At 62.6% G+C, this 18,267-nt stretch carries 23 protein-coding genes and 1 pseudogene; 11 read left to right on the plus strand and 13 right to left on the minus strand.

Features of this window, described 5'->3' with window-relative positions; all coding sequences use genetic code 11:
• Positions 1-171: 171 nt before the first annotated feature.
• The 3 genes and pseudogenes from NKJ75_RS10690 to NKJ75_RS10700 all read left to right on the plus strand — a co-directional run.
• Positions 172-573 (plus strand): annotated as a pseudogene (locus NKJ75_RS10690) (GFA family protein); the annotation flags it as partial.
• 94 nt (positions 574-667) lie between these two features.
• Entirely contained in the window at positions 668-1,027 is a 360-nt protein-coding gene (locus tag NKJ75_RS10695; RefSeq protein ID WP_023667554.1) for a diacylglycerol kinase, read from the plus strand.
• 43 nt (positions 1,028-1,070) lie between these two features.
• Positions 1,071-1,658 (plus strand): hemerythrin domain-containing protein, encoded by a 588-nt coding sequence (locus NKJ75_RS10700; protein ID WP_352499647.1) that lies wholly within the window; start codon positions 1,071-1,073, stop codon positions 1,656-1,658.
• A 3-nt stretch (positions 1,659-1,661) separates the two neighbouring features.
• Here NKJ75_RS10700 and NKJ75_RS10705 read toward each other — a convergent pair whose 3' ends face one another.
• Together NKJ75_RS10705 and NKJ75_RS10710 are read right to left on the minus strand one after the other, a co-directional pair.
• Complete coding sequence (locus NKJ75_RS10705) at positions 1,662-2,270, minus strand: DedA family protein (protein ID WP_023667552.1); 609 nt, start codon at positions 2,268-2,270, stop codon at positions 1,662-1,664.
• Complete coding sequence (locus tag NKJ75_RS10710; RefSeq protein ID WP_352499648.1) at positions 2,267-2,830, minus strand: DUF1003 domain-containing protein; 564 nt, start codon at positions 2,828-2,830, stop codon at positions 2,267-2,269. Before NKJ75_RS10710 ends, NKJ75_RS10705 begins: the two co-directional genes overlap by 4 nt.
• 91 nt (positions 2,831-2,921) lie before the next feature.
• Between NKJ75_RS10710 and NKJ75_RS10715 the strand changes: the two genes are divergently transcribed.
• The 6 genes from NKJ75_RS10715 to NKJ75_RS10740 all read left to right on the plus strand — a co-directional run bounded on the left by NKJ75_RS10715 (position 2,922) and on the right by NKJ75_RS10740 (position 9,973).
• Positions 2,922-3,638: a DNA-3-methyladenine glycosylase I gene (locus NKJ75_RS10715; protein WP_023667550.1), complete on the plus strand. Its 717-nt coding sequence runs from the start codon at positions 2,922-2,924 to the stop codon at positions 3,636-3,638.
• 62 nt (positions 3,639-3,700) lie between these two features.
• Positions 3,701-5,416, plus strand: a complete 1,716-nt coding sequence (locus NKJ75_RS10720) for an NAD+ synthase (protein WP_023667549.1) — start codon at positions 3,701-3,703, stop codon at positions 5,414-5,416.
• Between the two features lie 32 nt (positions 5,417-5,448).
• Positions 5,449-6,333, plus strand: a complete 885-nt coding sequence (locus NKJ75_RS10725) for an SPFH domain-containing protein (RefSeq protein ID WP_023667548.1) — start codon at positions 5,449-5,451, stop codon at positions 6,331-6,333.
• A gap of 13 nt (positions 6,334-6,346) precedes the next feature.
• Positions 6,347-7,297 (plus strand): diacylglycerol kinase catalytic domain-containing protein, encoded by a 951-nt coding sequence (locus tag NKJ75_RS10730; RefSeq protein WP_352499649.1) that lies wholly within the window; start codon positions 6,347-6,349, stop codon positions 7,295-7,297.
• Positions 7,298-7,367: 70 nt separating this feature from the next.
• A complete protein-coding gene (locus NKJ75_RS10735) occupies positions 7,368-7,778 on the plus strand; it encodes a GNAT family N-acetyltransferase (RefSeq protein WP_023681545.1) in 411 nt (136 codons plus the stop codon).
• Between the two features lie 389 nt (positions 7,779-8,167).
• On the plus strand, positions 8,168-9,973 hold the full coding sequence (locus NKJ75_RS10740) for an ABC transporter ATP-binding protein (protein WP_352499650.1): 1,806 nt from the start codon (positions 8,168-8,170) through the stop codon (positions 9,971-9,973).
• Positions 9,974-10,016: 43 nt separating this feature from the next.
• Here the strand turns inward: NKJ75_RS10740 and NKJ75_RS10745 are convergent, their stop codons facing one another.
• The 7 genes from NKJ75_RS10745 to NKJ75_RS10775 form a co-directional block, all read right to left on the minus strand.
• Complete coding sequence (locus NKJ75_RS10745) at positions 10,017-10,430, minus strand: GFA family protein (protein ID WP_023725741.1); 414 nt, start codon at positions 10,428-10,430, stop codon at positions 10,017-10,019.
• Between the two features lie 20 nt (positions 10,431-10,450).
• Positions 10,451-10,915 (minus strand): SRPBCC family protein, encoded by a 465-nt coding sequence (locus NKJ75_RS10750; RefSeq protein ID WP_023688339.1) that lies wholly within the window; start codon positions 10,913-10,915, stop codon positions 10,451-10,453.
• The gene (locus tag NKJ75_RS10755) at positions 10,912-11,232 is read right to left on the minus strand and encodes an ArsR/SmtB family transcription factor (RefSeq protein ID WP_023681541.1); all 321 of its coding nucleotides are present in this window, start codon (positions 11,230-11,232) and stop codon (positions 10,912-10,914) included. Before NKJ75_RS10755 ends, NKJ75_RS10750 begins: the two co-directional genes overlap by 4 nt.
• 185 nt (positions 11,233-11,417) lie before the next feature.
• A complete protein-coding gene (locus NKJ75_RS10760) occupies positions 11,418-11,915 on the minus strand; it encodes an NUDIX hydrolase (protein WP_023667541.1) in 498 nt (165 codons plus the stop codon).
• 206 nt (positions 11,916-12,121) lie between these two features.
• Positions 12,122-12,622, minus strand: coding sequence for a xanthine phosphoribosyltransferase (gene gpt / locus NKJ75_RS10765; protein ID WP_023667540.1), 501 nt, complete (start codon positions 12,620-12,622; stop codon positions 12,122-12,124).
• Between the two features lie 86 nt (positions 12,623-12,708).
• Positions 12,709-13,542 (minus strand): universal stress protein, encoded by an 834-nt coding sequence (locus NKJ75_RS10770; RefSeq protein WP_023681540.1) that lies wholly within the window; start codon positions 13,540-13,542, stop codon positions 12,709-12,711.
• A 98-nt stretch (positions 13,543-13,640) separates the two neighbouring features.
• The gene (locus tag NKJ75_RS10775) at positions 13,641-14,381 is read right to left on the minus strand and encodes a competence/damage-inducible protein A (protein ID WP_023681539.1); all 741 of its coding nucleotides are present in this window, start codon (positions 14,379-14,381) and stop codon (positions 13,641-13,643) included.
• Between the two features lie 174 nt (positions 14,382-14,555).
• On the opposite strand from NKJ75_RS10775, the gene NKJ75_RS10780 reads away from it, so the two are divergent.
• Together NKJ75_RS10780 and NKJ75_RS10785 are read left to right on the plus strand one after the other, a co-directional pair.
• The gene (locus tag NKJ75_RS10780; protein ID WP_050591271.1) at positions 14,556-15,557 is read left to right on the plus strand and encodes an alpha/beta fold hydrolase; all 1,002 of its coding nucleotides are present in this window, start codon (positions 14,556-14,558) and stop codon (positions 15,555-15,557) included.
• A 64-nt stretch (positions 15,558-15,621) separates the two neighbouring features.
• Entirely contained in the window at positions 15,622-15,894 is a 273-nt protein-coding gene (locus NKJ75_RS10785; protein WP_023667536.1) for a hypothetical protein, read from the plus strand.
• 115 nt (positions 15,895-16,009) lie between these two features.
• Here the strand turns inward: NKJ75_RS10785 and NKJ75_RS10790 are convergent, their stop codons facing one another.
• From NKJ75_RS10790 to NKJ75_RS10805, 4 genes are all read right to left on the minus strand, one after another.
• Complete coding sequence (locus NKJ75_RS10790; protein ID WP_023667535.1) at positions 16,010-16,249, minus strand: DUF2188 domain-containing protein; 240 nt, start codon at positions 16,247-16,249, stop codon at positions 16,010-16,012.
• Positions 16,250-16,308: 59 nt separating this feature from the next.
• Positions 16,309-16,587 carry a DUF982 domain-containing protein gene (locus NKJ75_RS10795; protein WP_032891817.1) on the minus strand — a complete coding sequence of 93 codons (279 nt, stop codon included), beginning with the start codon at positions 16,585-16,587 and terminating at the stop codon, positions 16,309-16,311.
• A gap of 84 nt (positions 16,588-16,671) precedes the next feature.
• On the minus strand, positions 16,672-16,986 hold the full coding sequence (locus NKJ75_RS10800; RefSeq protein WP_023704570.1) for an SH3 domain-containing protein: 315 nt from the start codon (positions 16,984-16,986) through the stop codon (positions 16,672-16,674).
• 124 nt (positions 16,987-17,110) lie between these two features.
• Complete coding sequence (locus NKJ75_RS10805; RefSeq protein ID WP_023667532.1) at positions 17,111-18,208, minus strand: NADH:flavin oxidoreductase/NADH oxidase; 1,098 nt, start codon at positions 18,206-18,208, stop codon at positions 17,111-17,113.
• Between the last annotated feature and the right edge of the window lie 59 nt (positions 18,209-18,267).

The raw sequence follows: 18,267 nt of genomic DNA on the forward strand, positions 1-18,267 counted from the left end.
GCCAGGTAACGCGTCCGTTCTACCGCAGGCTGCAGAAATGGTTTGCAAAGATCCTGAGGTCAGGTCCGAACACGCCCACCCCATGTCGCATTTGCCGGTGCCCGGCTGCGGCAAAACTGAAATCCTCTCGGCCAGCGGCGAAGCCGTGGACGATGGCTGGTGGAGGTAGGGATGAGCAACAACCACAGCGGATCTTGCCTGTGTGGAGCCGTGCGTTTCCAGACGCGAGGGCCGTTGCGCGGCGTCATTTATTGCCACTGTTCGCAGTGCCGCAAGCAGAGCGGGCATTTTTACGCCGCGACCAACGTCGCCGACGGCGACATCACGATAACCGGCGCCGACAACATCAGCTGGTACGAATCGTCTTCCTTTGCCAAGCGCGGCTTTTGCAAGATCTGCGGCTCGGTGCTGTTCTGGAAGCCGGGTCAGAATGCGTATGTCTCAGTTCTGGCCGGATCGTTCGACAACCCGACCGGGCTCGAAGGCCAATGCCACATCTTTGTCGGCGACAAGGGCGATTACTATACGATCGACGATGGACTGCCGCAGTTCGAGAAGTCGACGCCGACGATCAAGGGTTGCGGAGGAGTGATTTTGCGGCGGCTGCCTTATTCCCTTGATCCAGCCATTGCGATATCCCCTGCCGGTGATTCGAAGGGGATGCGGCATGCAGCGGCTGATCGGTGCTTACTTCAATTCTGTGCGAGCCTTTCGCAAGCTCGCCGCCAGCGAAAGGGCATTTCAGCAGGAACTGATGCTGCTGGTGCTGGCGCTGCCGCTCGGCTGGTTCGTCTCGGTCTCGTGGCGCGGCTACGCGCTGTTGATCGGCGCGGTGCTGCTGCTCATCATGGTCGAAGTGCTGAACACCGGCATCGAGGCAGCCTGCGATGCCTTCAGTCGCGAGTTCAACGTCGACATCCAGCTCGCCAAGGACTGCGGCTCGCTGGCGGTGCTGATTTCGGTTGTTATCGTCGCCGGCGTCTGGGGAATCGCCCTCATCGAGCGCATCACGGGACTACCGATCTGATCTGAACGCTCCCATATGTTAGTCACCAAAGGAGACTGACGTCGTGGAAGCCAATTTTCTGCTGCTTGAAAGAGCCGGCCTGCCGGAAGACCTGCGCTGGCTGGCGGAAAAATATCCGCGCGAGACATGGCAGGGCCACGCCAACATCCACGGCATGGCAAACATGTGGCTGCAGCGGCACGACATGTTCCGAGAGCTGGGCGGCATGCTCACCAACGGCATTGGCGACTATCGCGAAGGCAGGCTGACGGCGCCGGATTTCGCGCGCTGGTTCGCGCCGCGGCTGAACCACTTTCTCGGCAATCTCGACGGCCACCACAATGTCGAGGACTACCAATATTTCCCGGCTTTCGCCAAGGCGGAGCCGCGCCTGAAGCGCGGCTTCGAAATCCTCGATGCCGACCATCACACCATTCATGAGGGGCTGGAGCGCAACGCCGAGACGGCGAACGCCTTCATCCGCACGCTCGAGGAGAGCGAGGACAGGCAGCGCTTCGCCGCCGACGCCTATGCGGACGAGAACTGCCGGCTGATCGCCATGCTGAAGCGGCATCTGGCCGACGAGGAAGATCTCATCATCCCGCTGATCCTCGATCGCGGCGACCGGGCTCTGGTCGAGGACGACGACTGAACCTTACGATGTGGTTTCGCTGTCGCGGGCGTCCTTGGCGCGCTCCTTGCCGGCGACGGTGCGGGCGATGAGCCAGGCAATGATGGCGACACCCAGACCTATGGCAAGCGCGATCAGCAGCCGTTCGTGATGGAGCAGTGCCTTGCCTATCATCTGCTCGGCGCCGAGGCCGAAGACGTAGCCGATGCCGCAGAACAAAGCCGCCCAGACCAGCGACGACACCGCGTTGAGGATAACGAAGCGCGCTACCGAAATGCTGGCGAAACCGGCCGCGATGCCGCCGACTAGGCGCAGGCCATAGATGTAGCGGTTGGACAGGACGAATATGTTGGGATGGGACGAGACGAGACGGTAGGCGTGGTTGAAGCCGGGCCTCGCCTTCAGTTTCAGCACCCTGGGATGGTCGGCAAAGCTGCGGCCGAGAATGAAGAAAAACGTGTCGCCGACGAAGGCGCCAATGGCGGCCGTGAGGAAAGCCTTCCAGAGGATGAAGACATGCTGATGGGCGAAGAAGCCGCCGAGGATGGCCGCACTTTCGCCTTCGGCGACACAGCCCATGAAAACCGCGATCAACCCATATTGCTCGATGAGGTGATGGACGATCCCGGTCATTGAGAGGTTTGCCGGCCCGACAGTTTTTCGTCTATGCGGTTCACCTGTTCGGCCAGGCGCGCGATGTCCTCGCGCACGCCGATGATCTGGCTGTGGCGCAGTTCGTCCAGCTTTTCATGCAGAGCCATGATCTCGATCTCGGCCTTGAGGTTGACCTCATAGTCATGCGCGGCGTCGATGCGGTCGCGCGCGGCCTGGCGGTTCTGCGACATCATGATCACCGGCGCCTGCAAGGCGGCGATCATCGACAGCACCAGGTTTAGGAAGATGAAGGGGTAGGGGTCGAACGAGTCTCGCCCGAGCAGCCACCAATTGGCGCCGATCCACAGCACCAGGAAAGCAATGAAGGACAGGATGAACGTCCACGAGCCGCCGATGCGGGCAATGGCATCGGCGATCCGGTCGCCGGCGCCCTGAAGGCCGGTGAGGCTGTCGTTGATATCCTTCGAGATGGGCTTGCGGTCGACAGTGCTCTGCAACACCCGCCGCTCGAGCTCGCTGAGGGTTTCAGGCGTTCGCCTCAACCAGCGGTTGGCAAGTTCTGGCACGGTCTTGTGCATGGATGTCTCCATAGGAAAAGCGTCGGCTTGGCAGCCTTGTTTGCATATAGGAAGATGGCGTTTCGTCAAAAGCGCGGCGCGAGGATGCAGGATGCCCGATTTCGCGAAGATTCGCGCCCGTGCTGCAAAACGCAAAGGCGGCGACGCGGTGCTGACGTCGCTGCTCGGGCCGGCGTCTGACAATGCTGCTGTTGCCGACATTACGGACGATCGCATCCTGTCGACGATGGCCGAGCGGGTATTTGCCGCCGGCTTCGTCTGGCGCGTTATCGAACAGAAATGGCCCGGGTTCGAGGACGCGTTTCTCCATTTCGAGCCGAAACGGCTGTTGTTTCAACCTGATGACTTCTGGCACGACCTGACGGCTGATCAACGCATCGTGCGCAACCCGCAGAAGATCAAATCCGTCCGCGACAACGCCGCCTTCGTTGAGCGTGTGTCGAAGGAACATGGCGGTTTCGGCAAATTCCTCGCGGAGTGGCCTGACGACGACCAGGTCGGGCTGATGGCGTATCTCGGCAAGCATGGCAGCCGGCTTGGCGGCAACACCGGCCAGTATTTCCTGCGCTGGCTGCAATGGGACGCCTTCGTCATCTCGGCCGATATGGTCGCGGCTTTGCGTGACGCCGGCCTCGACATCGCGGAAAGTCCGACGTCGAAGAGGGATCTCGACAGGATTCAGGCGCAGATCAACAAATGGGCGCAGGAAACCGGCCTGCCGCGCCGGCACATTTCGCGCATTCTGGCGATGTCGATGGGAGAGAACCATTCGCCGCAATCGCTGCGCGAATATATGGGCGACGACTGATCACCGAATTGGTCCAAACGAACGCCATTGCTCGGGCAAATTTGCCGCGCTAAACCGCACAGATGACCCAGAAGACCGCACCCGATATTCTGCGCATCGCCGTTGCCCAGCTCAACCCGACGGTCGGCGATGTCGCCGGCAATCTTGCCAAGGCGCGCGAGGCGAGGGCGGATGCCGCCCGCCAGGGCGCCGACATCGTGCTCTACACCGAGCTTTTCCTTGCCGGTTATCCGCCGGAGGATCTGGTGCTGAAGCCGGCCTTCCTCAAGGTTTGCGAGAAGGCCGCTCAGGATTTCGCCGCGGATACCTCCGATGGCGGGCCGGGCGTCATCATCGGCACGCCGCTGAAGCGCAAGAGCGGCACCCACAATTCGATCATCGTCGCCGATGGCGGCAAGATCCTCGCCGAGCGCTACAAGCTCGATTTGCCAAACTATGGCGAGTTCGACGAGAAGCGCGTCTTCCAGGCCGGGCCCGAGGCTCAGGGACCCGTCAACTTCCGTGGTGTGCGCATCGGAATTCCGATCTGCGAGGACATCTGGGGCGACGTTGGCATCTGTGAAACCCTGGCCGAGAGCGGCGCGGAAATCCTGCTAGTGCCGAACGGCTCGCCCTACTACCGCGCCAAGATGGACGTGCGCCATCAGGTCGTTATCCGCCAGGTCATCGAGACCGGTTTGCCGATGATCTATGCCAATCAGATTGGCGGCCAGGATGAGCTGATCTTCGACGGCGCCTCTTTTGCCATCGGCGCCGACAAGACGCTCGCCTTCCAGATGAGCCAGTTCGAGGAAACTGTCGATGTCACCACCTGGAAGCGCAGCCGTGTCGCCGCAGGCGCGCAAAATGCAGATAACTCTGGCGGCTGGGTCTGCTCGGAAGGGCCGATGTCGAAAATCCCCGAGCGCGAAGAGGCGGACTACCGTGCCTGCATGCTGGGCCTGCGCGACTACGTCAACAAGAACGGCTTCAAGAACGTCGTGCTGGGTCTCTCCGGCGGCATCGATTCGGCGATCTGCGCGGCATTGGCCGTCGATGCGCTCGGCGAGGAGCGGCTGCGGGCGGTGATGATGCCCTACCGCTATACCTCGGAGGATTCGCTGAAGGATGCCGAGGATTGCGCCCGTGCGCTTGGCTGCCGCTATGACATCGTGCCGATCTTCGAACCGGTCGAGGGTTTCCTACACACGCTGGCGCAGCTTTTTGAAGGCACCAAGGAAGGCATCACCGAAGAGAATCTACAGAGCCGCGCGCGCGGCACGATCCTGATGGCGATTTCCAACAAGTTCGGCTCGATGGTCGTCACCACGGGCAACAAGAGCGAGATGTCGGTGGGCTACGCCACGCTTTATGGCGACATGAATGGCGGCTTCAACCCGATAAAAGACCTCTACAAGATGCAGGTCTATGCGCTGTCGCGCTGGCGCAACAGCCATGTGCCGCCGGGCGCGCTCGGTCCCTCAGGCGAGGTGATCCCCAGGAATATCATCGACAAGGCGCCGTCGGCGGAATTGCGCGAGAACCAGACCGACCAGGATTCGCTGCCGCCCTATCCGGTGCTGGACGACATTCTGGAATGCCTGGTCGAGAACGAAATGGGCGTCGACGACATCGTCGCGCGCGGCCACGACCGGGCGACGGTGACGCGCGTCGAACATTTGCTCTACATTGCCGAGTACAAACGCCGGCAAGCGGCGCCGGGTGTGAAGATCACCCGGAAGAATTTTGGCCGCGACCGCCGCTATCCCATCACCAACCGTTTCAGGGATCGCGGCTGAACTTCGTTTAATTAGAGAACCTTGGGGCTTTCATGTTTTTCAGCTATTTCAAGGGAACGCCTGAATATCACATCCTGCGCTTCAAGAACGGCAAGGTCCGTGAGCAGGGGCGCGGCATCTCCTTCTGGTACGGGACGTTCGGCACCACCATCGCCATGGTGCCGGTGACGTCGCTCGACAACCCTTTCATCTTCACCGAGACGACGGCGAATTTCCAGGATCTGGCAATCCAGGGGTCGGTCAGCTACCGCATCATCGATCCACTCAAGGCAGCCGAAGGTTTTGATTTCAGCGCCAAGCTCAGCCGTGCCGACGTCGTCGGCGACGGCCGGGAGAAGATCGCCGAGCGCCTGGTGCTTGCGATACAGAGCCGCGCCCGCGCGGTGGTTTCGAGCATGACGCTGGAACAGGCGCTGGCCGAGGTGACCAAGCTCGGCGGCAATCTCGCCGAACTCCTGCGCAACGATCCGATTGCGGCAACCGCCGGCCTGTCGATCGAGGAGGTCCACATCACCTCGGTCCAGCCGACGCCGGAGATCCGCAAGGCGCTCCAGACCGAATATCGCGAGGCGCTGCAGCGCCAGGCCGATGCGGCGATCTATGGGCGCCGTGCCTGGGGCGTGGAGAAGGAGCGCGAGATCAAGCAGAGCGAACTGGCGACCGAAATCGAGCTTGCCGAACGCAACAAGCTGCTGGTCGACACCGAAGCGCGCAACAAGCTGACGCTTGCCGAGGCGCAAGCCAAGGCGCAGCAGCTGGAACTGACCGTCTATTCGTCGGCGCCCGCCCACGTGCTGACGGCGATGGCCTTCAAGGCCTGGGCGGAAAAGGGCGGTTCGGTCGGCAATCTGTCGATCACGCCTGACATGCTCACCAGCGCGCTCAGCCAGCTTTCCACGCCGAAAGCCGGGTCCTGAAAGGCAAGCACGGGTGGCAAGCGACGAGAGCGGCAGGCCGATCGACCGGGTGATCGTCGTCACCCGCAAGACCGAGCTGGAGGAGCTGACGACGCGCTTCAACACGCAGGGACAGGCGCGCTTTTATCTCCGGCAGGCCGGCATGGATTTCGACCCGGTCAAGGCGGCGCATGACGTCTATCACCAGGCGCTCGACCGGGTGATGGGTTCGCTTCCCCAAGGCCTCAAACAGTTGCGGCTCGACCGCGAACTGGTACCGCAGTTCGAATTCGGCTCCGACGCGGTGATCGCGCTCGGTCAGGACGGGCTGGTGTCCAACACCGCGAAGTACCTCCCGTACCAGCCGCTGATCGGCATCAACCCGGACCCGGCGCTTTTCGACGGCGTGTTGCTGCCGTGGAATGCCGACGATACCGAAAAGGTCCTCGGCCTGACGATCGCCGGCAAGGCGAAGCGCCAGGCGGTGGTGATGGCCGAAGCGCGCTCCAATGACGGACGCCGGCTGATCGCCTTCAACGATCTGTTCGTTGGCGCCTCGACGCATGTCTCGGCGCGCTACGAATTGACCTATGGCGGCAGGACCGAGCGCCAGTCGTCGAGCGGCATTATCATCTCCACGGGCGCCGGCTCTACCGGCTGGCTGCGCTCGGTGATGGCGGGCGCCGCGGGACTGGCCGCGGCCTATGGTGACAACTCCGTGCCGACCGTGCCGCCGCAAGGCTATGACCGCGAAGCCGAACAGCTGTTCTTTTCGGTGCGCGAACCGTTTCCGAGCAACACGACCGGCGTGTCGCTTGTGCATGGCGTCATCACCCGCGACCGGCCGCTGGTGGTTTCTTCGCGGCAGAGCAGGGGCGGCGTCATCTTCAGCGACGGGATGGAGCTCGATTTCGTCGAGTTCAATTCCGGCACCCACGTGACCATCGCGATCGCCGACCAGAAGGCCTATCTCGTGGTGCCATAAGCGCGCCACGTGGGCAGCCAAATCACCGGCCGGACTGAATTCGGCCGCCCTCCATTCTTTGCGAGGCACCATGCCCGACTGTGAAATCAGCTTCGACATGTCACGGATCGATTTCCGGGCGACCTCCGATCTGTTGATGGCGAGTTATTGGGGCGCCGGCCGCAGCGATGACTTTCATCGCCGCGCCTTTGGCAACTCGTTCTGCACCGCGGCCTATATCGATAGGAACCAAGTCGGTTTTGGCCGGGCCATCACCGACCGTACGGTGTTTGCCTATCTCGCCGACATCATCATCTGGCCGCAGCATCGCGGCCAAGGCATTGGCACGCAACTGGTGCGGGCGCTCATCAACCACCCTGAACTCAACACGGTCTCGCACTGGAGCCTGTCGACCAGTGACGCGCATGGCCTTTATGAGAAGCTGGGCTTCAAGGCATCGACCGACGGCCGCTACATGCGCCTCGATCGCAACCCGGAATGAGGCATAGCGAGGGGTTGACCCGCTGTTGTTGCAAAATAACCTCACTGGTTGGACCAGTTACGCTTTGCCACGTGCCCGGCCTTGGCGATCCTTCATGGCGTCTCTATAAGGACCGCTCCGCAAGTGTCTTGCGGGAGGTCTGAATGGCAGTATTTCACATGGTAATGCGAGGCCGCGAAGCCTAGGTCTCACCTGGCGTCCGGCGAAGGTTTGCCCTTCGCACCGATGCCGGGTCGAGTACAGGCTTCTGCCGATGCCGGTCGCCACCCGACAACCCGGGGCGCGCCGCCACCCATGCCGAACCTCCGCAGCCCCGGGCGAATTGCCCAGCGCGGTTTTCAATTTTCAGACCTTACCGGGACCGGGCAGATTTGCGCCCGGATGACATCATGGCTCGTTTTCGAATCGATCTGCGTGCAAGCGCCTTTCGCAGCGTTCTTGGCTTCACGCTCAGCCACTGGCGGCGCCAGCCGTGGCGGCTTTCGCTGATCATGGGCAGCTTCCTGCTGTCGACCATAGCGGACGTGTTGACGCCGCTCTATTCCGGCCGGCTGGTCGACGCCGTCGCCAGCAGTGCGTTGGCTGACGATGTCGCGTGGAATGCGGCAATGGCGGCGTTCTTCGCGCTCATCGCTTTGGCGATGACCGGCGTGGTGCTGCGCAACCTGGCTTTCATGGGCATTGTCGAGCTGACGCTGAAGATGATGGCCGACATCGCCGCCGACGCGTTCCATCGCGTGCAACGCTTCTCAACCGACTGGCACGCCAATAGCTTTGCCGGATCGACGGTGCGCAAGGTCACGCGCGGCATGTGGGCTCTCGACCTGCTCAATGACACCATCCTGATTGCGTTGTTGCCGTCGGTCGCCATGCTGGTCGGCTCGACGTTGCTGCTCGGCTGGTTCTGGCCACTGATGGGGCTGGTCGTGGCAGTCGGCTCGCTGCTGTTCATCACGGTGACGGCGCTGCTGTCGCTCGGCTATGTCGCGCCCGCGGCACGGCTCGCCAACAGCTGGGATACGCGGCTTGGCGGCTCGCTTGCCGATGCGGTGAGCTGCAATGCCGTGGTCAAGGGTTTCGGTGCCGAGACGCGCGAGGAGACGCGTCTTGCCAAGGTCGTCGCCAAATGGCGCGCGCGGACCAGCCGCACCTGGGTGCGCGGCACCATCAACGGCACGACGCAAGGCGCCATGTTGCTGGTGCTGCGGACGGCAGTAATCGGCCTGTCGCTGATGCTGTGGGCCTGGGGCCAGGCAAGTGCGGGCGATGTCGCCTTCGTGCTGACCTCGTTCTTCGTGCTGCAGGGCTACCTCAGGGACATCGGCACGCATATCCGCAATTTGCAGCGTTCGGTCAACGACATGGAGGAACTGGTCGATTTCCAGTCGCAACCGCTCGGCATCGAGGACCGGCCCGGCGCCAAGCCGATCCGGATCACGCATGGCCACATCGCCTTCGATAACGTCACCTTCCACTATGGCAGCCATCGCCTGCCGCTCTACCGCGATTTTTCGGTGGAGATAGCGGCGGGCGAGCGGGTCGGACTGGTCGGCCATTCCGGCTCGGGCAAGACGACCTTCGTGAAGCTGATCCAGCGTCTCTATAATGTCAGCGGCGGCAGGATCCTGGTCGATGGCCAAGACATCTCCCAGGTTGCACAGGCGTCGCTGCGCGCGCAGATTGCCATCGTCCAGCAGGAGCCCATCCTGTTCCACCGCTCGCTGGCGGAAAACATCGCCTATGCCCGTCCGGACGCCACGCAGGCCGAGATCGAGCATGCCGCCAAGCTCGCCAGCGCGCACGACTTCATCACCAGCCTGCCGAAGGGCTACGGCACGCTGGTCGGTGAACGCGGCGTGAAACTGTCGGGCGGCGAGCGCCAGCGGGTGGCGATCGCACGCGCCTTCCTGGCGGATGCGCGCATCCTGATCCTGGACGAGGCGACATCGAGCCTCGATTCGGAATCGGAAGTACTGATCCAGCAGGCGATGGAGCGGCTGATGGTTGGCCGCACGACGCTGGTCATCGCGCACCGTCTGTCGACGGTGCGAGCGCTGGACAGGCTGCTCGTGTTCGACCGTGGCAAGATCGTCGAGGAAGGCTCGCATGACGAGCTGATCCGGCTGAAGGGCGGCATCTACCGCCGCCTGTTCGAGCGGCAGGCGCTGGAACTGACCAAGGGCCTGGTGATCTGAGCTGAACGCAGAGCCCTATCCGAGGGATAGGGCTCTGCCTGGTTCATCCAGGCATTCGCTCGAATGGCTGAAGCGCTGGGTCGATCGTGTCCCAGGCGTGGCCGCGCACGGTGTAGGTGACCGCCTGCGGGTCGAACTGGCCGGGATCATCGAGGCTCGTGGCCTGGATAGCCGTCACCTCCGGCATGGCGACGAACGTTACGTAGACCGGCGTGCCGCAGGTCGGGCAAAAGGCCTGGGCTTTTTCATTGCCGCTGTCGGCGATCATCCGCCACGTGCTCGGCTCGCCGGTGATCTTTACGTCAGCGCGCCGGCCGAAGGTCACATAGGAACAATGGCCAGTACCGCTGCGCTTTTGGCAATCGAGGCATTGGCAGTGGTTCTGAAAGATCGGCTCGCCGCTGGCCTCATAGCGGATCGCGCCGCAGGCGCAGCCGCCGGTAAAGTGCTTGGTCATCATCGTTCTCCGCGGTTGCTTCAGGCCGATTTCGGCTTGGCGAACAGGTCGATGCCCGTGCCGGTTTCGAGGAAGGATTTCATGCTGGACAGCACGGCCGGCCAACCCTGGCTGATGCCCTTGGCCATGCCGCTGCCGGCTTCGAGCTCGTCATGGCTGACGGTCAGCTTGACCATGGTGTCGTATTCCTCGATGGCGAACGTCACCTGGCTGTGCTTGGTCGGATCGTCGGCCTGCGAGGCGTTGGCCCAGCTCATGACCAGCCGGGTTGGCGGCGAGATTTCGACGACCTTGCCAACGAGTTCGACGGTCCGTTCGTCATTGGCGCGGATGTGTTCCCATTTCGAGCCGGGCTTCCAGTCGGAGACGTTTTCGTGGCCCCAGTAGCGCTTGGCGATATCGGGCCTGGTGATGGCTTCGAACACCTTTTGTGGCGTCGATCTGATGTAGGTCACGTAGACAAAACTGGTGGTTTCCCGGGTCATTGGTCGTCTCCTTCGAGTTCTTGTTTCAGGTCGTGCAGCAGGCTCAGCCGCTGCCGTTCGAATTTTCGCACCCACCGCTCGTAGACTTCGTGCAGCGGCACGGGGTTGATGAAATGCAGCTTCTCGCGGCCACGCTTGACCGTGCTGATCAGATTGGCCGCTTCCAGCAGATCGATGTGCTGCGTGGCGGATTGCCTCGCCATGTCGAGATTTTCGCAAAGCTCGCCGAGCGTCTGGCCGTTCTTCTCACACAGAAGATCGAGCAGCATTCTGCGGGTCGGGTCGCCCAGCGCTTTGAAAACCTTGTCGGCGTCCATCGGTCTCACTCATCTTGAAGACACAATATGCAGGTAAATGCCTGCATGTCAAGCTGTGGCTAAGCTTGGCCTGAAGGGGAGGGATTTATAGTGTCGGATTGCTGGCGCGCGGAGCGAAGCACCGAGCCCGGAATCGGGGCAAGAACCGGTGCGGGCGCGCAGGACTATGCAGCGGTGGCTGTGAGCTAGGCTCTAACGACGAACTTGTCGGGATCGGCGCAGAAATGGGCGATGATCTGGCAGAGGTCCGGCTCGTTGACCATGCGTACGGCCTCGGCCCCATTGACCCATTTGCGGGTGCGCGCGCGCTTTTCCTTCCAGCGGTCGGCAACGTGCTCGACCTGCAGCGGAAACACCAGCACTTCGCAAGGGACTTCCTCGCCGGACGCGAGGGCCTTGGCGTAGAAGTAACGACCGGCCTCGAAAAGCGAAATCTTGCCACGCAATCCGGCTTCCTCGCCCGCCTCGCGCGCCGCTGCCTCGCAGAGCGGCTCCCTGGCCTCGGGCCAGCCCTTCGGCAGCACCCAACGCCCGGTGTCTCGGCTGGTGATCAGCATGATCTCGACGCCGTCTTCGTTATTGCGCCATGGCAAAGCGGCAACCTGCAGGCGACAAGGCGAAGTGCCGAAGAGCTTGCGGACCCTTTCAGCCAGATGGTCGTGTGTCGCCGGTGTCGTCAGCATCAGTGAAAGCTACCCCAGCCCTCAGAATCGTTAGCCGCCGTATGAATCTTACCGACAAGTGTAAGTCTTAAAAGTAAAAAACATCACACCAACCGTCCAATCCGCCAACAGGCGTCGATTCGACAGAATAATGTGCCTTCCAGTGTCTGTTTTCATAGCAGACGGGGCGGGTTTGGCCGTCTGGGCAGAAATGGGGCTGGCGCGAATCAGCCGGCGTGATCGTCGGCGATCGGCTTCTGGTAGGTGAAACCCATGTCCCAGGGAAAGTAGATCCAGGTGTCCTGGCTGACTTCGGTGATGAAGGTGTCGACCAGCGGCCGGCCTTTCGGCTTGGCGTAGACGGTGGCGAAATGCGCCTTGGGCATCATGGCGCGCACGATGCCTGCCGTCTTGCCGGTGTCTGTGAGGTCGTCGATGATCAACACGCCCGCGCCATCATCGGCGAGCAGCGCCGGCGTGATCTCCTTCAGCACCTGCAATTGCCCCTGGCTGGTGTAGTCGTGATAGGAGGCGACGCAGACCGTCTCGATGACGCGTATGCCGAGTTCGCGTGAGATGATGGCAGCGGGAACCAGGCCCCCACGGGTGATGCAGACGATGGCCTTCCACTGACCCTTGTTGGCGCCGGCAAGCCGCCAGGCGAGCGCCCGGGCATCGCGGTGGAACTGGTCCCAGGAGACCGGAAAGGCTTTTTCGGGAAGGGACATTCTGCACTCCGCGCGCAACATTGTGGAATGCGCGCGGAATTAACTGGAAAGTCAGGGCATTGGCAAGGGCGGGGCCAGCTGTGGAGTTACCGCGACAAAAAGGCCGCAACCGGCACGCTGCGCAACACGGTGCGCGTGACGCCGCCGAACAAAAGCTGACGCAGCCAGGAATGGCTGTAGGCGCCGAGCACCAGAAGGTCGGCTCCGGTCTCGGCGATCCGGGTCTGGATGACGTCATCGACCGAAGCATTACCCGATTTCTGCACCGACACGCTGACCGTTGCGCCATGCCTGGAGAGTGCCGCGGCGATCTCGGCGCCGGCGGCTTCCGGGTTGTCATCCAGCGTATCCGGCGGATCGATGACCAGAATGTCGGTCTTTTCGGCCTCGATGATGAAGGGCAGCGCGTCGAAGGCGGCACGCGCCGCCTCCTTGCTGCCGTTCCAGGCCAGCAGCACATGTTTGAATGTGGTGACCAACGGCCCCTCATGCGGCACCACCAGCACTGGCCGGCCGGCATCGTAAACCAGCGTGTCGACATCGGCGCTCGTGTCGCCCCCGGTCTCGCGCTGCGCGGCAATAATCAGATCGGCGGCGCGCACGCTGGAAATACCCGTCAGCGCGCTGTCGCCGGAAAAGCTCTCGAGGCTGCGCCATTCGAAGGAAAGGCCGGAATTCTCGATCCGCCCAACGAAAAGCGCCTGCAATTTCTCGGCGCGCTCGCGGTTCATGTCGGCGGAGACCTGCAGGAACTCAGTGTCGGGGAAGCCGGTTGCCGAGGTGTAGGGAACGGGCAGCGCTTCGGCATGGATGCCGATGAGATGGCTCTCGAACCGGTCGGCAAGCGGGATGGCGCAGTCGAGCACGCGTTCGGCGTCCTGTTCGTTCTGCAATATGGCGACGATGGTCTTGAAGCGCATGCGAAATCCCTCAAATCTGCCAGCGCGTGCTGCGCCCGAGGGAAAACGTGGGAGTGCGGTGCTTGGTTCCGGCCCGGCGATGGTCCGCGAACCCAGGGTCAATTGGCGGCGGTGAAGCCGGCCACCATCGCCTCGACGTCCTTGCGTGCCGAATCCAGCGCCTCCTGGCTGCGGGCGCGGACCACCAGCTCCGTCCAGAATTTGCCGTCGCCATATTTCGGATAGGAGCCGATGATGGTGTCGGGATGCGCCTTCTGGATGTCGCCCAGGGGACCGCCGATCAGGCCTTCGCCGAACGGGCAATGGACGGTGGCCGACAGCATCTTGGTGCCGGCCTTCAGCGTCGGCACGACATTGTCGAGCATGGCCTGGAAAATCGCCGGCACGCCGGCCATGACATGGACGTTGCCGATGCGAAAGCCGGGCGCGACGGAGACCGGATTGTCGATATGGTCGGCGCCGCGCGGCATGCGCGCCATGCGCTTGCGGGCCTCGGTGTATTCGATGCCGCGCGCGGCATAGCTCTCGCCCAGCATGGCATAGGCCTTGGCGTCGTATTCGCACGGCACCCCAAAAGCCTTGGAAACGGAATCGGCGGTGATGTCGTCATGCGTCGGGCCGATGCCACCGGTGGTAAAGACATAGGTGTAGCGGGCGCGTACGGCATTCACCGCAGCGACAATCTCGTCCTCCTCGTCGGGAACGATGCGCACTTCCTTCAGGTCGATGCCGATGGCCGTCATGATGTCGGCGAGGTGGCCGATATTTTTATCCTTGGTGCGGCCGGACAGAATCTCGTCGCCGATGACAAGCATGGCGGCAGTGACGATTTCAGGCATGGAAGGCTCCGGCAAACAGGCCCATTGGCAGACAAGGTCGCCTGAGGCAGAAAGAAGGTCGCCTGAGATAGCGCGCCATCGAACTGGCGGCAATGCCGACACAAGCCGCCATCTGCCTTGCCGAGCGTTCGTCAGTGGGTGATGGTGCGCGCCGGTCCGCTTCCCGGGTGAAACATGCTGGTATCGATTCTGCTTTGGCTTGTCGCCGGCCTGTCCGTGCTGGCTCTCGTCATCGTGGCCTGCCTGGTGGCCGCTACGCTCTGGATTGCCGCCAAGGCCGAAAGGCTGGTGCCGGCCAGCGGAAACTTCGTCGAGATCGACGGCAGCCGCATCCATTATGTCGAAACGGGCGAGGGACGGCCGATCCTGTTCGTGCACGGACTTGGCGCGCAGCTCCACCAGTTTCGCCACACGCTGTTTGAGCGCTTTGGCCCCGGTTGCCGGCTGATCGCGCTCGACCGGCCGGGATCGGGCTATTCGGTGCGGGCCAAAGGAGCCACCGGCCGCTTGCCTGAGCAGGCCGAGATCATAAGGCGCTTCATCGAAACGCTCGCGCTGGAAAGGCCGCTTGTGGTCGGGCACTCCCTGGGCGGCGCCGTCGCGCTGACCCTGGCCGTGGAGCATCCCGGCGCGATTTCCGGCATCGCTTTGCTGGCGCCGCTGACGCATCTGGAAGCCGGCGCCCGCGAGAAAGCGGGCCTGCTCTATATCCGTTCGCGGCTTTGGCGCTGGATCATGTCCTACACCGTCGCGATACCGACAAGCCTCGGATATGCGCGGCAGACACTGGAGTTCATCTTCGCGCCGCAGGCCGTTCCCGCCGACTACATGATCGATGGCGGCGGATGGCTCGGGCTGAGGCCAAGCCATTTCCATGCGACCTCCACCGATTTCGTGGCGGTCGAAGAGGATCTTGGCCGCATCGAAGAGCGCTATGGAGAGATCGCCATGCCGGCCGGCATTTTCTTCGGGACAGCCGATCGCGTCATCGCCATGCGCATACATGGGGAGCCGATGAAGGACAGGATCGAAGGGCTCGATTTCGAGACGGTCGAAGGCCTCGGCCACATGCCGCAACTCGTCGAGCCGGACCGCGTCATCGCCTTCATCAAGCGCATTGCCGAGCGGGCATTCGCCGGCCAAGACCTCACCACAGCCTCACAACAATTTCACTGAACCATTCGGCTGATATCCGGTTTACCCCGTGTCGCACCCAAGGCGGCGGATACGGAGTAATTCAATGTACAGGAAAGTTTTTGCAGCATCCGTGCTGACGATCGGTCTTGCCACATCGGCGATGGCGCAGTCATCGGACGGCACGTATTCCAACCATCACAGCTGGTGGCCCTTCGGGAACGAGCAGTCATCGACCGTCGACCAGAGCACCACCGGCAGCATCAATGCCGACGGCAGCCAAGGCTATGGCGGCGCTACGGGGCCGTGCGCCTCCGACCCGTCAGGACCCTATGGAAATGTGAGGCCCAACGTGAACGATCAATATTGCGGCAAGTGATCAAGCCGCGGGCGACTGACCGGCAGGATGTCCCGCCTGTTTGTTTTGACGCAATTCCCAAGGGAATTGCTTAGGCGAGCATCCACGGCCGGCAGCGAAAGCTGAGGGGCAAGGATCAGTCGGAAACTTCGGTCTGCGGCCGGTCGCGGCCGTCGGCCAGTTCGTCGTGCCACTTGCCTTCGGCATCCTCATACTGGATGCCGTCCGTGGCGCCGGCGATCTGCTGTTCGGCCGAGGCGATCTCGGCGGCGCGCAGCGCATCCTGATGGGTCGGGAATGTCTCCGAGAATGTCGAACCGACCTTGTAGGCCCAGCCCCCGTCATGCTCGACGATCTTGTAAGTCAGCTTCGCCATGAAATCCTCCGGTTCGTCCGTCCGCTCAATGCGGCCCGTTTTTCATTGCAATTTGGGCTTCAATGCAACTTGGCGTCTGGCAGCCGGTCTTCGGGAACCAGCACTTCCGATTCCTTGGCCGCTTCGATCAAAGCCCTGCGTGCATCGGCCGTCGAACGATAACCTTCCAGCACTTTGAGGCAAGTGTCGAGAGCATCACGATGGCGCGGGCCGCGGTTGAGCGGCCACACCGTCATCAGACACTCCGCCGCTTCCTGGGTGCTGCGGATCTGGCGATATTTGCCGACATGGCCGAGTTCGACCACGACCGGGGTTTCAAAAGGTTTGTTATCCATGATGCCCGCAACGCAAAGCAGCCAATATGGTTGCAAAAATGGCCGTCAGCCTGCGCCCAAACGTCTCACCAACAGCAATCGTTGGTCTCAGTAACCGCAGTCGTTGCGCAGCCAGCGGGCGTTGGCCCAGCCGGTCCGTCCGCCGATTTCGACCTGGTACCAGTTGCCGCGGCGGTCGAAAATCTCGGTGTGGTCGCCATTGAACAATTGCCCGATCATGCGCGACGACAAGTTCGGCCGTGCGCGCACGGCGAGAAACCCGCTGCCAGTATCGAGATCGTAGTGCCTGGACAGGCCGTGCACCGTGCCTTCGCAATATTGCGCGCCGACCGGAGACGACGCGGCGAACGACAGTGCGACCACCAGAGCGGCTGCCGCCGGATAGATTGCCCTTGATGCCATGGACTTTGCTCCCAATCCGGCCGCCAAGGCGGCCTGCCCCCAGGGACTATAGCGGGCGGATTAAAGCGAAGCTGCGGCAATCTGTCCAGCAGATGCGTTTGGCGCATCCGTCGGCGCTGCCTGTTCAGCCCTTCGTCCAATGCTGCATCGTCGTCACCGAGCGGGCGAGCTGTGGCGCGGGATGGATTTTCTCGCCGAAGGTGGCGGCGGCGCGCCAGCCCCAGCGCGGATCGGCGAGGAAGGCGCGGGCCAGCGCCACCATGTCGGCGCGGCCGTCGGCGACGATCGCCTCTGCCTGCGCGGGATCGTCGATCAGGCCGACAGCCCGGGTCGGGATGCCGGCGCCCTTGCGCACCGCTTCGGCCAGATGCACCTGATAGCCGGGGCCGGTCGGCAGCTTCTGCAACGGCGAATTGCCGCCGCTCGAACAGCAGAGATAGGCAACATCAAGCGCCTTCAAGGCTTTGGCCACCTCGATCGCCTCGTCGACCTCGAAGCCGCCATCGACCCAGTCCTTCACCGACAGGCGGGCGCCAAGCATCAGGTTTGGAACTGCCTTCCTCACCGATTTGGCGATCTCGATGAGGAAACGCATGCGGTTTTCCAGCGAGCCGCCCCAGCGGTCGGTGCGCTGGTTGGAAAGCGGCGACAGGAACTGGAAGATCAGATAGCCGTGCGCGGCGTGCAGCTCGAGGAAGTCGAAGCCGGCGCGCTCGGCCCGCCTCGCGGCTTGAGTGAAGCGCTCGATAAGCTGCAGGATTTCATCCTCCTCCAGCGCATGCGGCACATTCCAGCCGGTGTCATAGGCGATGGCCGAGGCCGAGACGGTCTGCCAGGGATCCTCGCCCGGCTGCAATGGGCCGCCGCCTTCCCAGGGCTTTCGGTTGGATGCCTTGCGGCCGGCATGGGCAAGCTGAATACCGAATTTCGTTTCCGGCGCGGCGACGCGCCTCGCTGCATCCAGCGTGCGCCGGGCGGCCGCCTCGTTGTCGTCGGAATAGAGGCCGAGGCAGCCATGGGTGATGCGGCCGCGCCGTTCGACGTCGGTCATCTCGACGGTGACCATGCCGGCGCCCGACATCGCCAGGTTCATCCAGTGATAGAGATGCCAGTCGCTGGCCGAGCCGTCTTCGGCGGAATACTGGCACATCGGCGCCACCGCGATACGATTCGGAAAGGTCAGGCCATCGAGGGCGATCGGCTGGAAAAGCGCTGCGGTCATCAAAAAAACTCCGGAGAGGGACTGCAGCTATTTAGGCGATGGCAGTTGCCGGCACCAGA

Origin of the sequence: Mesorhizobium sp. M0058, assembly GCF_040323095.1 — a bacterium.
GTDB lineage: Bacteria > Pseudomonadota > Alphaproteobacteria > Rhizobiales > Rhizobiaceae > Mesorhizobium.

Excerpts from the sequence above, each read along its gene's own strand:
- NKJ75_RS10695 (WP_023667554.1), top strand. The coding sequence starts at position 668 with ATGCAGCGGCTGATCGGTGCTTACTTCAATTCTGTGCGAGCCTTTCGC.
- NKJ75_RS10705 (WP_023667552.1), bottom strand. The coding sequence starts at position 2,270 with ATGACCGGGATCGTCCATCACCTCATCGAGCAATATGGGTTGATCGCG.
- NKJ75_RS10710 (WP_352499648.1), bottom strand. The coding sequence starts at position 2,830 with ATGCACAAGACCGTGCCAGAACTTGCCAACCGCTGGTTGAGGCGAACG.
- NKJ75_RS10715 (WP_023667550.1), top strand. The coding sequence starts at position 2,922 with ATGCCCGATTTCGCGAAGATTCGCGCCCGTGCTGCAAAACGCAAAGGC.
- NKJ75_RS10720 (WP_023667549.1), top strand. The coding sequence starts at position 3,701 with ATGACCCAGAAGACCGCACCCGATATTCTGCGCATCGCCGTTGCCCAG.
- NKJ75_RS10725 (WP_023667548.1), top strand. The coding sequence starts at position 5,449 with ATGTTTTTCAGCTATTTCAAGGGAACGCCTGAATATCACATCCTGCGC.
- NKJ75_RS10735 (WP_023681545.1), top strand. The coding sequence starts at position 7,368 with ATGCCCGACTGTGAAATCAGCTTCGACATGTCACGGATCGATTTCCGG.
- NKJ75_RS10740 (WP_352499650.1), top strand. The coding sequence starts at position 8,168 with ATGGCTCGTTTTCGAATCGATCTGCGTGCAAGCGCCTTTCGCAGCGTT.
- NKJ75_RS10745 (WP_023725741.1), bottom strand. The coding sequence starts at position 10,430 with ATGACCAAGCACTTTACCGGCGGCTGCGCCTGCGGCGCGATCCGCTAT.
- NKJ75_RS10750 (WP_023688339.1), bottom strand. The coding sequence starts at position 10,915 with ATGACCCGGGAAACCACCAGTTTTGTCTACGTGACCTACATCAGATCG.
- NKJ75_RS10755 (WP_023681541.1), bottom strand. The coding sequence starts at position 11,232 with ATGGACGCCGACAAGGTTTTCAAAGCGCTGGGCGACCCGACCCGCAGA.
- NKJ75_RS10760 (WP_023667541.1), bottom strand. The coding sequence starts at position 11,915 with ATGCTGACGACACCGGCGACACACGACCATCTGGCTGAAAGGGTCCGC.
- gpt (WP_023667540.1), bottom strand. The coding sequence starts at position 12,622 with ATGTCCCTTCCCGAAAAAGCCTTTCCGGTCTCCTGGGACCAGTTCCAC.
- NKJ75_RS10770 (WP_023681540.1), bottom strand. The coding sequence starts at position 13,542 with ATGCGCTTCAAGACCATCGTCGCCATATTGCAGAACGAACAGGACGCC.
- NKJ75_RS10775 (WP_023681539.1), bottom strand. The coding sequence starts at position 14,381 with ATGCCTGAAATCGTCACTGCCGCCATGCTTGTCATCGGCGACGAGATT.
- NKJ75_RS10780 (WP_050591271.1), top strand. The coding sequence starts at position 14,556 with ATGCTGGTATCGATTCTGCTTTGGCTTGTCGCCGGCCTGTCCGTGCTG.
- NKJ75_RS10785 (WP_023667536.1), top strand. The coding sequence starts at position 15,622 with ATGTACAGGAAAGTTTTTGCAGCATCCGTGCTGACGATCGGTCTTGCC.
- NKJ75_RS10790 (WP_023667535.1), bottom strand. The coding sequence starts at position 16,249 with ATGGCGAAGCTGACTTACAAGATCGTCGAGCATGACGGGGGCTGGGCC.
- NKJ75_RS10800 (WP_023704570.1), bottom strand. The coding sequence starts at position 16,986 with ATGGCATCAAGGGCAATCTATCCGGCGGCAGCCGCTCTGGTGGTCGCA.
- NKJ75_RS10805 (WP_023667532.1), bottom strand. The coding sequence starts at position 18,208 with ATGACCGCAGCGCTTTTCCAGCCGATCGCCCTCGATGGCCTGACCTTT.